Genomic DNA, 12,358 nt, shown 5'->3' with positions numbered 1-12,358 from the left:
AAGAGAAGACTACCTTCTGATTATATATTAAATTGCTTTTTATTTGTTAATTATTTTCTGTTTGATTGATACTTTTTTAACCATTCATCAATTTCTTCTTTCGGATACAAAATAATGCCTTGAATATTAATTCTAGGCATTCCAGCTTCAATCAATCTATCAACAGTATTGTTGGATAAATTTAAATACACACATATTTGCTTTTTCTTTAAGTATTTTTCATTTGAAACTAAGCCATCTTTAAGATGGTTAATTTCGTTTAATAGCAATTCATGTAAAGATTTTTTAATTAATTCTTGTTGATCTTCTGATAATAAAACTTGCATTGTCATTTCGCTCATTTATTTTTTTCCTTTCTTATCTATATATTTACAAACAAAAAAAGAGTAATGATAGGAAACATCACTCTTAAACATTCTTTTTATTCTCATTATAAAACAAACTTAATACTCTTGTTTTATCGTGTTATAAGTCATTTCTGAAACTTTTCTATTTTCTACTCCAACTAACAATAACACTTTGATATTCATTCCGTTTTGCTTACAATTCAAAACAATCGCATATTTATTACGAGTAAATAAAAAGCTTTAAAAGAATTACAAATATAGTAAAACCAATTGATTCTATACAAATAATACAATAAATATAAATATTTCAAACTTGTTTAGTCGTTTTTTAGACATCATAAAATAACTACTCATTTATAGCTTCTTTTAGTTTAGTAAGCTGTCCTTCTAAAACATGTGTTTTATCATCGTCCATTGAATTTAATATATCAATAATATCTTGTAAAAATTTTGGTCTATGAAAAGGATCAAATTCTGGATGACTTGATTCTACGAAATATTTAAAAGTATTTGCATCTCTGGTATTATTCAATTCTTTAACATCTTGATCTCCCCAAAAAACAAATCCACTATCAACTCCGTAAAATCTTTTTTTACTGTTAACATATTCCTTAATTGCTTCTTCTCTATCATTAGCTCTATATCTATTTGCATCAGTTTGCAAGTAAAGTAAAAAATTCAATAAACCAAGAAAAATAACCATGTTTAATTCATTAAATATTTTTTCTGTTAAATTACTCAATCTAAAAACATCAATTTCTTTCTTTTTTTTACTATACATATCTCTAATCCACAATAAAAAAATAGATTCCAATAAACTTTTTTTCTCACTATCGTTAAAACTACTAATTATTTTATTTACCCATTCAGCAGGGCGATCTAAATGATCATATAAAAAATGAAATAATATCCTTCCCTCCAACCTATCCATAAAAAAATATTTTAAGGCTCCAACATCATTATTATTTGTAAATTCTTCAAAATTTGTCGCGAAGTTATAACATTTCCCTTCATCAGTCTCTAAAGATTTAAGATAACTTTCAAAAAATTCGCCAACTCTAAAAGCATACAAATTAGAGATTGAATTTCTATTTGAGGAACAGTCTTCTACCACTTCAAAAACAAATCTATGGAATATATCACTATTATTAAACATTATAGTTTTATTTTTTGTAAGTTCCAAAAGAAGTTTACTTTTTGTCTCATAACTGTTTCTATCTTTATAATACCTAACATATATACCCAATATTTCTTTTTCATCTAAATCTACAATACTAAAATTACTTCCTAAAACTGTAATCCATATATCTAAATCCCTATCTTCTCTTAATCCATCAAGCATTTTAATTCTAAGTTTATTCCTATAATTCATTCCCTTTGAGTCTCTAATCATAATCCATTTGTAGCATCTTCTAAAGAAATAAAACATCATTGTAACTCCAGATACATATATAAAAAACAAAAGTGGTCTTATTAATAAAAAATCCCAAAAAATTAGAGTAAAAGTTATGAACGACAGTGCAACTAACGTTTTTATACCAATCACATATTTAAATATAATAGTTTTATCCCATTCAATTGAACCCGAATCTTTATTACCTACATTTTCTATTAAAAAAAATGAAATAGGCACGAGCAATGCTAATATAGCCGCCGAAGTTGCTATAAGACCGTCATATGTTAATTTATAAAGATCATCACTAAATTTAATATAGAAATAACTTAGATCACGAAAAATTTCAGAATTAAAAAATATACTAAAAAAAGAATCGAACACATAAATGAATCCATTGAATAAAATAAAAAATGCTATCATGCTATCTCCTTTGACTTGTTAAAACTTTAATATTTAGAGTACCATTACTAAATTTGAAAATACTTAATCAATTAAACTTTCCTGATTTATAAATTACTTCATAGTTACCACTAGCTTTCATATCATCAAAGGTTACTTTGCTTTCAGTACTATCTAACCGCTTATCTTCATCATAAAAATAAAATCGTTCTAAGATACTACTTTTATTATCTGCAGGTACCCAAACATCAGCTAAGTACCGTTTAGTATCGTTATCTTTATAAATTAAAAAACTAAAGTTTTCTTCCTTATTCAAATCTTTATAAGATTCTTCTTTAATTATTTCATCTTTAAAATCTTCACCAGTTTTATCTAATTTAGAACTATTACATGCAGCTAATGTGAAAACTGCAACAACCATCAACAAAATTGAAATTACCTTTTTCATTTTCCTATCTCCTTACTTATACATATATTGTACCATTAACTAAAGTACAAATCCATATATATCAAGGTTAATACTCTTGTTTTACAGAATTATAGGTCATTTCTGCTACCTTATTTCCTTTCACTTTTACCAATAAAAGTACTTTTGTTTTCGTTCCGTTTTGCTCACAATCAAGTAAGACTGCATATTCCTTTTTATCATTTTGATATATTGAACTTACTTCACCTTTACTTTCCAATTTCGCACCAGTTTTCACATCAATACCATTTTTCTTTACACATTCAGCAGTCATTAATTTCTTTAATTTTTCGTTGCGATTATTGATACTAGAAAAATTAGCATAAGCATTTCCAAAATCCTCCACTAACTGCTCATTGGTAGCCCCCTGCTCTTCCTCTAATTTTTCCTTACTCTGTGTAGACTTCGTACTACTTTTTTCAATTACTTCACTTCTTTTCGTAGAAGTTATATCATCAACTGCCTTCATGGTAACAGATTCAATCGTTGACGAAGCTACCGTTTCATGAACTTTAGTATTTCCTCCACAAGCAGAAAAAATTAATCCAACGCCTAACAATAAAACTACTAAACTTAACTTTTTCATTTTTTACCTACTTTCTTTTGAATACGCTGTACCTCTTTAACATACACAATCTTTGAAAAAACTCCTTCAGAAAATTTGACACGATATTCTTTATTGCTCACAGCTACTAAAAAACCATCTTGATACTTTTGTACTGCAAATTCATTTTTTCTACATTTAAATTTCGAACAGATTTCTTTTATCTGACGATTAGTTAAACTACTTTTCTTACTCAAAAACATTCACATTTCCTCCTATTTTCTTACTATGCTAGTCACATGCGGGAAATCTAATCCCCAAGTTCGAGAATATTTAGCAACAATTTGACCTTGTTCAGCGTTTTGCTCATAAGTAGTAAACTTGTTTTTACCTTCAACACTTGCCACTACACCAGTATGTCCATAAATACTAGTAGCCACACCACCTTGACCAAAATTAATGACATCTCCTGCTTTAATATCCGAGTAATTTGGATTCTTTATCACTTTCCAACCTATTGACGGCCAATTATAATCATTACCAATCTCACTCGCAAACATATGTCCTGTACCCATCATTTGAAAACCTCCTTGTTTTTCAACAAAAAAAGCAGACAATCCATAGCACTGTCCACCATTAACAGTTTGTCCCATTACTTTTTCCAAAACATCAATTTTTCCGCCACCAACATTGGCTGAACCTCCGCCCATGGAACCTGTAGAAAGACGTTTATACCAATTATTAGCACTAGCCTTTCTTTTTACTTGCTCTGCAGGGTCATCTTTTGTTCCAGCTCGTTCCCACAGCTTCAAAATATCTACCGCAAGTGTATTTACATCTTTTGATTTAGACATTCTTTTAAGTAGGTCACTATCAGAACCATCATGATTCCACGCAAAATCCATTTGCAAGGCAACTGATTTCCATTCTTTTTTTTGGCCTTTTGCAAAATTTAATAAATTAACTCGGCGTGCAGAATCCCATTGGCCTAATCCAATACCATAACCGCCTAAACTAGGGTTGTAAGCAATAGCAGAATTAAAAGTCAAATCACTTTGGATTCTAGCAGGGTTTAAACCACTCTCATGTTCCATGTTACCAATCCAAGCAGCTGCAAATTGCATTGTCCCTCCATTTGAGGTAACAAAATTTAAAACTTCTAACGCAACTTTTTCTTGTGGAGTAGCTGGCTGAAACTGGGAAGAATCCCCATTTTCACTTGAAGAGAACACAGCTAAAAATAATAAAAAAGGAAGTATGAAAATAAAACAACTAACAATTAAAACCTTACCTAAAATCTTCATGGTATCTCCTTTCAACAAAAAAGAAGGCTGATAATCATTTCATCAGCCCTCTACAACATCAAAATTATATTCTTCCGTGTTCACACTACCAAAAAACTGTTCCTCTGTTTGTTCTAAATTATTGAAGTTTTCTTCTGTTTGGTAAAATGAATAAACGTTATTTAATGAATCATTATTATTTATGATTAACTCGCTATCCTCTCCACCATCAAAAAAGGCACGTTCTTCACGAGCAAATGCCAACTCATCGAAATTATCGACCCTAACATTTAAATTGTCCGCTATTTCTTGCTCATCAAGTTCTTGAATTGGCTCTTCTCTATCATTTTCACTCGATTCTATAGTTGCCTCTACATTATCAAGTTCATTTTCAATAGTTGGCTCTAATTCAATGTTATTTTCATCAGCTAAAGAAGTATCAGAATCAGATACGTTTTCATTTAAGATAGGAACATCAATTTCTTCTAAAGAATTATCCATTTCATCATCTGTTGAATCTTCAAAATTATCCCCTTCATCAGTTAAAGCTTTATCTTCTATTTCTTCTATTTCTTCTACTTCCTCATTATCAACATTGGTTGGCTCTTCTACTTCCACAATTTCTTCTTCAGGCAATAAATCATCTTTTAATGGTTGTTGTTCTTCTTGAGTAGGACGATTCAATAATGAATTCAATCCTGCTTTCACCCCAGCAAATTGCCCATTGTCATCAACGAAATGATCTTTTGCTAAGTTTAATGCTTTATCATGTTTTGGCATTAAATGACTAGCGCCATCAGCAACCAACGCTAAATTCCCAGTCGAAGCACCGACACCTGCCTTTACTGCACCAACGCCAACTTCACCTGTACGTTCAACCGTTTCTTTTGTTTTTTCATTCATTTTCGCTTCAAAAGAAGGCTCTTGAACTTGACCATCAGAAAAGAATGATAAAATTTTATATCTGCTTTTCCAAATTTTCCGATACAAAATGATTTTAACCAGTGCCGTAACAATTAATGTGCCTAAAAGAAAAACACCACCAGACATCACAATTAATAAACTACCGCTTACTTTATCCATCAATCCTAAAAACGCTTGGTCAATTATCTTATTGATCCAAAATAACACAGACAAAAAGATACCGAACACAACTGGTAAAAACAAAATACCAATTAATGCTTTAAAAAATTTAAACATCATCATTTGACAACGAGGGAAGAAAGACACTAACGCAATAATTGGAAAAACAAGAATGAGTAAATCAACAATGATTTGAATGACATTGATCATTATATTAATGTATGTGACAGGCACTGCCAAAACTGCTAAATTTACTAAACCCACACCAACACCAAAAGCTTTTTCCATTGTTTTTGCTCCGTCCTGTGCAAAATATGGATTATATTTTTCATGGTCATTAATATATGTTTTTCTATCCTTCTCAAAGTCTTTTTTCTCTCCCTTAGATAATTTAGGTTTTTCTAGTAGTTTACTTTCATCTAACTTCTTACCATTCTCCATCTTTCCATCAAGCGAACCACTATTTACAAAATTAAATGTTTGTTTTACTGTCGCATCAAAAATTGGACTTTGATATACTTCTCCATCTTTAGAGCCTTCTGTTCCTAAATTGGCACTTGCCGTAAATGTACTTTGTACTCCTTTAGCAAATTCATTCATTGATTTAATTAAAAATGTAGAACCACTAGATTCTTCTTGCACATGGGTTTCTGGATTAGTATATGCAATATTTCCAAACCAAAACAAGAATAATGCAACTACACCTATATAATGAAGAAATACCTTTGAAAAGTTTCTTCGACTAGAGAAAAAGTGATACAGCAGATAATACGCACTAATAAGAATCGCTAATGCAAGTAAAGAACCATCTCTAAACCCCTTGCCACCAAAGCCACTTAGAACATCTTTTGACATATTCAATACCGTTTCTTGTTTTCCTTCAAAGAAACTAGATTGATTTAAGACATTCTCACAAAAAAGGAAGAAAGAAGCAAACATTCGTAAGATAAAGAATGGTATATCTACAAAGAACCAATTTACTACTTGCCATCCTTTATCCAACAAACCACCATCAACCGTATACGCACTATAACTGTCAATTAGATACTGCATATTCTCACTTCCTTCCTATGCAACAAAGCGGTTCTCCATTTTAGAAGCTTCTGTATCATCAACGGTTTTGAATAGTTCCAACCATTCTTCAAAAATAACATGAACAACAATTCGATTGGTTTGACCAAACATATCCCTCATTAAGCACTGACCTTGAACCATATTTGAGACCCATTTCATGTTAATTTCGTTCACTGGTAAATTGAGATATTTCAAAACACCTTCTCGATTTTGTACTTCATCAAAGCAAATCACTGTACCAAAACCAGTACCATCTTCACTATCATCTAAATCGTTTGTTGATTGTGTAATCAATACTAAGAAATTATTAAACGAACGGCCAATACGTTTCATAGATTTCAAAATTGCTTTACCTTCAGGAGAAGATTGAAAAATCCAAGATTCATCAAAGAACGTCACTGTTTCTTCTTTTGGATTTCTTGAACCAAACTTCGAACAAAACGTTCCTAAAGCAAACATCAGTGTAACTGACGACCGTTTATTTTCATCTAACTTTTCATTTTTATCAGTTGGTAAATCTAAGTCCTCGATTTCCAAAATGGTTACTTTTCTATCGAATGACAAACCTTCCACTTCTCCATGAGAAAACGCCAATTCTAAAACAGACCCTTTGATTGTTGACAATAAAAATCTCCCCATGTCTTTAACATCCGAGATTTCACTCTCAGCTAACAATTCAATAACATGCCAGAATCCAACTTTCTTTCCTGCTTTTCGTTCAGAAATTACTTTTGTAATAGCTTCATTACTTGCTGTTTTCTGTTTTAAGTTCCATGTACCATCATAAACATTCGTTATCATCGCTTTAGCGGTAGACGTGGCTTCTGTTTCATTAAATAGAATAATCGGGTCAAGGACGCCATGGTTTTTCGTATCACGAACATCTAAAGTGACGAAATTAAAGGACTTCACAAAATCAACATCTAAAGGATATTTCTTTTGATATTCAGGGGCATTGATTGTATACATAAATTGCTTTCGCATTTCTTTTTTCGGATCAATGTATAACACTCTGTCTTTTAAAAGTGCCATTTGCATAAACAATGTTTTAGCTGTAACCGATTTTCCGTTCCCAGTATCGCCAGTTAAAGCCCAGTGGGGATTATTTGTTTTCTTCCCATCAACATTTTGTTTATTCGCTAGTAACATATTCATAAAAATTAAATTTTTTGAACTGGAAATAATAGATTTTCTATCTTCTTTTTCTTCTAAAGTTGTATCAATACGTCCAAGGTAAAAGCCTAACTTCGTACCTGCATGAAGTGAAGTAAAGAAATTCAACTCGGCAAACGATTCAATTGTTGACGTGTGTTGCCAACGAGAAGTCTGCATGCGGATAAAATTACCAAACAAAGTGGATTGAAATAAATAAGGATTATCAAACGTTGCTTTAATAAGTGGAATATCTAAACTATCAAAACGATTGATTAAATATTTTTTTCTTGCACGCATTTGTTTTTTTGTACTACCACTAACAACAACCACTGCTTTCCAGTCAATAATATCCACACCATCATCAATTTTTTGGTCTAAATCGTCTAGTGATAATTGACCTTCAACAATCTTTCGTTTTTGTTTAGAACCAGCTAAGTGTGCTTCCTGCATGATATTCTTAGTGCGGGTTCTTGCACGTGACGAACGCCCAGACAGTGCCAATTGCCCTTTACTTTCTGCAAAAGTCGCTTGAATCTTCACTTCAACTGGGAAAGGCATTTTTTGAACGACCTCTAAAAAATGATTACCATCAAGAAAAACACCTACATCTCCTATTGGAAGGTAGGATATATAGCTTTCGCCATAATCACAATTTAAATGAAGCCCTCCACCGAACAATGGTTTAATTTTTGTTGCCATTAAATTATCTAAGTTTTGACTAGAAAGAACATCTTGTCGCTCATGTGGAATATTTTTTAAAAATTGATACGCTTGATAATAGTACAATTCATCTTCTGTTAATCGTTCAATTAACAATTCAGATAAATTTTGGTAGACTTCTAATTCTTGCTCTCGATAATCTTTTTCCCAACACTCCGACAGTTCTACATCAAAACCTAAGCCTTTGACAAACTTTTCCGATACGTTGCTAATTGAGTTAGTAACGGTTTCTTTTAAATCAACAGCGAGATCTTTCTTGATTAAAGGCACACCAATAATCCACGTATATTCGTAAACCATACCCATTTCTTGTTCTAAAACCATTGCCGTTTTCATTAATTTATCTACGCCTACTTCATAATTATTAGAATCTATTAAAGAGCGCATAGCACCCATTTTCCCTCGAATGTCGGCATTAACTGGCAAAAGGTTAATTTCAAATCCATCATTTGCTTTTAAACGATTTAACGCACGAGCAACTTTTCTTTTCGTTTTTAATTTCTTTTCAACATCAGTCAACATTACCGTTTCAGAACGAACACGATAGTATGCTATCGCTGTTTTTTCTTGTGTTAAAACAATATTTCCTTTCATATGATTCGTTAATGGATATTCTAATTGCATATTTTTTCCTTTCTTGTTGATTTTATTTTAGTAATTAACATTAAAAATGATTTTTCAGAAATTTCTATATATTATTGGACAACTTTTTTTCATTCAGTTATTATAAAATAAAGCTATATTTAATATAGCTTTTAAATAATAATTGGAAAGAAGGAAAGTGTATGAAGAAAAAAGTTTTTTTAGCTTTAACTATTTTCGCAATGGTAACACCTTTTATTTTTAATTCAGAAGCTAGTGCCATAGAAGCTGAATTTGGTAATTAAAATGAGAAAAGAAAATGTTATCAAATTCTTTTTATATATTTTAATTCCTATAATCATAGGTACCATTATTTCACTTTTCACTAACGCTCCTATTTTCCTTATAGCGGGAATTATATATATTATTTTATTACTGTTTTTACTTCCTACTTTAGACTTTGGAATTACTGATTTTAACGCCAAACAAATTAATCCTAGCTATAGACCTGAAAAAAAAATAAATAAAAATGAAAGTATTGTTACTGTGCTACTTTTAGTCATCGGAATAATAGTCTGTACAGTCATGCTTTATTTAAAATATAAAACTTCATAATTTAGACATAAAAAATAAGGAGTTAATGCTATGCACTCCTTATTTTTTTATATTCATAGATATAATTCTCTTTTTGTACTAACGTTTAAATGAAAACTCTTCTATTTCTTTTACTCGTTCAAAAGCTACAATTGATCTACTATCTAACACATAATTTTTCACATAGACAAAACCATCTTTTAAAAAAACAAAGCCTGTTTTTCCTTCGAATTCTTTTTCGGAATACCAACGAGCAACTTTATTCGGCATCAACAACATGATTAACAAATTCAAGTTAATTCCTAAAATTTGTGGTAATGGTACTTCTTTCCAAAACAAACCAGTTAACACAATCCCTAAGAATAGAATTAGGAGATAGGATAGACTAACAGGTTGTGCAAATACCCACACCACTTGACCTTTAGGCGACTTAATAACTTGCATTGAATAAGGGGCTTTTAAGCCCCTCGAATAATCGTAATATTTCATATACTCACCTACATCTTAATTCCAACTAAACTTAGGAACCATTTAACAACTGCAAAAATATTTTTTCCTTGATTCGTCGCAAAATCCTGTAAGATTAAAGCAATGACAATTACTGAACCAATTTTTGCCCATTCGGCACCTTTCCAATGTTTTAAAATCAAGATAATCGCACCAGACGCTAAAATTGTAATAAAACCTGTACTTAAAAAACTACTCAAATTGCCTGTATTCATTAGTCATTTCCTTCTTTCTCTGTAAAGTAATGTTTCATCGTATTAATAAAATAAGAATTCTCCGTTTTAGATAACCAAAGCGAAAAATCCTCAGTATGCGTTAATTTTGTTGTGTTATCTGAAAAAGTAACCGATACTTGAACTCCTGTTACACCTTTCTGCTTTGTATCAAAAAATTTCATATCACCTGAATCTATTGAAACAAATGAGTCTTGACCAGCTGTCGTTGCTGGTTTTTTCATTAACAACATTAATTCTTGTTTGTTTCCAACTGAATATTTTGTAAAAAACATCTTTAAAAATTTCTCTACAGATTGTTTTTCTTTCCCATCAACATCTATTGAATTTTCTGTCTGTTTTAGAGGTACTGTTTTCCCTTGTGGTAAACTACTTGCTACAAAATAAGGACGTCCTACAATTGAAAACAAATTGTCTTTTACTTGAATTGGTAAAACCATATTCTGTGTCACATTTTCAGTCTTTTTATCTTTCTCCAATTCATAATTCACATTTAGATAAACCAAATAACAATCTTCCATTTTCTCTATACGTGATAAAGACGTATTTTTAAACGTACGTAAGACATTCCCTTGTAGATTTTCTGTTTCATCAACATTTTTTACATCTAATGATAAATATTTAGATAATCGATCAATACGAGCCTTTTTCGCTTCATCACTAGCTTTCGAGTTATAATTCAAATACTCTTTCGCAAAATTTTCGACATAAAAAGAGAGGGCTGAATAATCAAGCTCCTCTCTATCAACTTTATTCTTTTTTGATTGTTCACTTAATGTATCCACTTTTGAATACAAATTATCTACATTACTTGCCATCACATTGGCTCGAAGCGCACCAACTCCTGACATCACCAGTAAAACACTAGCGCCAATTAACACAACCCGATTCGCTTTCTTTTGAGAAAAAGTTTTAACCTTTGGTGTTTTTTCTTTCTTCTCTTTCTTTTTAATTTTCTTTAAATTCATATTCCCCTCCTACTCTTAATAAGCCCAAACAACTTTCAAACGTTTTTAAAAAAGTAGATTTAATCGCCTTTTCAACATAAACTCTCTCTCTAACATACCCCTTATGTGTTTGAAAGCCTTCTTTATACAAATAAAAATAATACGAATTGTACATTTTATCCCCGTTAGGCTTTCTCAAGTATTGACCTTCTGCAATCAAACTAGTTATACCGCCATGAAAAACGTATTGCGCAACAAATTCCTTTTTAAAAGGCGCTTCATCAATAATAATCCCCATTTTAAATAAAGAATTTTTATATTCTTCCATATAAACAATATCTGCTTCATCAATTGGCATTTCATCAACTATGAATCCATGCAATCGAAGCATTTCAGGAACTGGTACATTTGAATACTTTTGGTAAAATTTACTATGCTCTCTAAAAATTGGCATAATATTTTGATTCATAAAATACAACTCCTTTCCATTTTTCTGTAATATTTATGGTATCTTTCCATAAATTCTTCCCTTAACTCTTCCAATCCATGTGTAACTGCTTTTTTAGAACGACTTATCATCAATTCTTCGTATCCTGTTGGAAAATCATCATGTGTGAGAAAATAATTAGCAGCCACCTTCTTTTCTCGTCCTAAAATATAAGATAAATCATCTGCTTGATACTTTTCTAATGGCATTTGCTGTTTGACCATTTGTACGTGTAGACCACAAAATTTTTCTTCACTAATCACATCATATTCCACTCGAAATAACTTTAAACGGTCAAGAAAATTTCTTTGAACAATCCTCCCCAGTTCTTTTTCATCAGGCGGATACCCCTTCATTCGTCTATACGTTTCATAAAATAATACAGCGATTTTCTTTTCACATTCCAAGAGTTTTTCTTGTTTAGCTGTTATTTTTTCAGGATTATTGGATTTAAAAATTAATGACTTAAAATCAAACATGTACTGATTGACAAATTCTTCTTTCGACAATTCCTTCACCATATTTATTAGTCAATAACACC

Annotated in this window: 14 protein-coding genes; 1 reads left to right on the top strand and 13 read right to left on the bottom strand. The window is 31.0% G+C overall.

The annotated features are described in order from the left end of the window. Positions 1-50: 50 nt before the first annotated feature. The 8 genes from IGK03_RS02950 to IGK03_RS02915 form a co-directional block, all read right to left on the bottom strand. A complete protein-coding gene (locus IGK03_RS02950) occupies positions 51-341 on the bottom strand; it encodes a helix-turn-helix domain-containing protein (protein ID WP_002407724.1) in 291 nt (96 codons plus the stop codon). Positions 342-693: 352 nt separating this feature from the next. Then, the gene (locus tag IGK03_RS02945; protein ID WP_104845319.1) at positions 694-2,163 is read right to left on the bottom strand and encodes a phage tail protein; all 1,470 of its coding nucleotides are present in this window, start codon (positions 2,161-2,163) and stop codon (positions 694-696) included. 67 nt (positions 2,164-2,230) lie between these two features. Beyond that, positions 2,231-2,590 carry a hypothetical protein gene (locus tag IGK03_RS02940; RefSeq protein WP_002407726.1) on the bottom strand — a complete coding sequence of 120 codons (360 nt, stop codon included), beginning with the start codon at positions 2,588-2,590 and terminating at the stop codon, positions 2,231-2,233. Positions 2,591-2,657: 67 nt separating this feature from the next. Then, positions 2,658-3,194 (bottom strand): EF0163 family protein, encoded by a 537-nt coding sequence (locus IGK03_RS02935; protein WP_002407727.1) that lies wholly within the window; start codon positions 3,192-3,194, stop codon positions 2,658-2,660. After that, positions 3,191-3,415, bottom strand: a complete 225-nt coding sequence (locus IGK03_RS02930) for a hypothetical protein (RefSeq protein WP_010826866.1) — start codon at positions 3,413-3,415, stop codon at positions 3,191-3,193. Before IGK03_RS02930 ends, IGK03_RS02935 begins: the two co-directional genes overlap by 4 nt. A gap of 12 nt (positions 3,416-3,427) precedes the next feature. Next, positions 3,428-4,456, bottom strand: coding sequence for a phage tail tip lysozyme (locus IGK03_RS02925; protein ID WP_174118762.1), 1,029 nt, complete (start codon positions 4,454-4,456; stop codon positions 3,428-3,430). A 42-nt stretch (positions 4,457-4,498) separates the two neighbouring features. Then, positions 4,499-6,571, bottom strand: coding sequence for a hypothetical protein (locus tag IGK03_RS02920; RefSeq protein ID WP_174118761.1), 2,073 nt, complete (start codon positions 6,569-6,571; stop codon positions 4,499-4,501). Positions 6,572-6,586: 15 nt separating this feature from the next. Continuing rightward, the gene (locus IGK03_RS02915) at positions 6,587-9,091 is read right to left on the bottom strand and encodes an ATP-binding protein (RefSeq protein WP_016617150.1); all 2,505 of its coding nucleotides are present in this window, start codon (positions 9,089-9,091) and stop codon (positions 6,587-6,589) included. A 252-nt stretch (positions 9,092-9,343) separates the two neighbouring features. Between IGK03_RS02915 and IGK03_RS02910 the strand changes: the two genes are divergently transcribed. Continuing rightward, positions 9,344-9,664: a hypothetical protein gene (locus IGK03_RS02910; protein ID WP_229204073.1), complete on the top strand. Its 321-nt coding sequence runs from the start codon at positions 9,344-9,346 to the stop codon at positions 9,662-9,664. A 78-nt stretch (positions 9,665-9,742) separates the two neighbouring features. Here IGK03_RS02910 and IGK03_RS02905 read toward each other — a convergent pair whose 3' ends face one another. From IGK03_RS02905 to IGK03_RS02885, 5 genes are read right to left on the bottom strand one after another with little or no spacing between them, the layout of a single operon-like run. After that, entirely contained in the window at positions 9,743-10,132 is a 390-nt protein-coding gene (locus tag IGK03_RS02905; RefSeq protein WP_002371414.1) for a conjugal transfer protein, read from the bottom strand. Positions 10,133-10,140: 8 nt separating this feature from the next. Then, positions 10,141-10,365 (bottom strand): hypothetical protein, encoded by a 225-nt coding sequence (locus IGK03_RS02900; protein WP_002371416.1) that lies wholly within the window; start codon positions 10,363-10,365, stop codon positions 10,141-10,143. Beyond that, positions 10,365-11,351: a conjugal transfer protein gene (locus IGK03_RS02895; RefSeq protein ID WP_016617148.1), complete on the bottom strand. Its 987-nt coding sequence runs from the start codon at positions 11,349-11,351 to the stop codon at positions 10,365-10,367. Before IGK03_RS02895 ends, IGK03_RS02900 begins: the two co-directional genes overlap by 1 nt. Then, positions 11,332-11,799, bottom strand: a complete 468-nt coding sequence (locus IGK03_RS02890) for a hypothetical protein (protein ID WP_016617147.1) — start codon at positions 11,797-11,799, stop codon at positions 11,332-11,334. Before IGK03_RS02890 ends, IGK03_RS02895 begins: the two co-directional genes overlap by 20 nt. Next, positions 11,796-12,338, bottom strand: a complete 543-nt coding sequence (locus IGK03_RS02885) for a hypothetical protein (protein WP_016617146.1) — start codon at positions 12,336-12,338, stop codon at positions 11,796-11,798. Before IGK03_RS02885 ends, IGK03_RS02890 begins: the two co-directional genes overlap by 4 nt. Positions 12,339-12,358: the final 20 nt, after the last annotated feature.

The organism is Enterococcus sp. DIV2453a (genome assembly GCF_050533535.1).
GTDB lineage: Bacteria > Bacillota > Bacilli > Lactobacillales > Enterococcaceae > Enterococcus > Enterococcus faecalis.
This window is presented reverse-complemented; position numbering and strand designations above follow the sequence as displayed.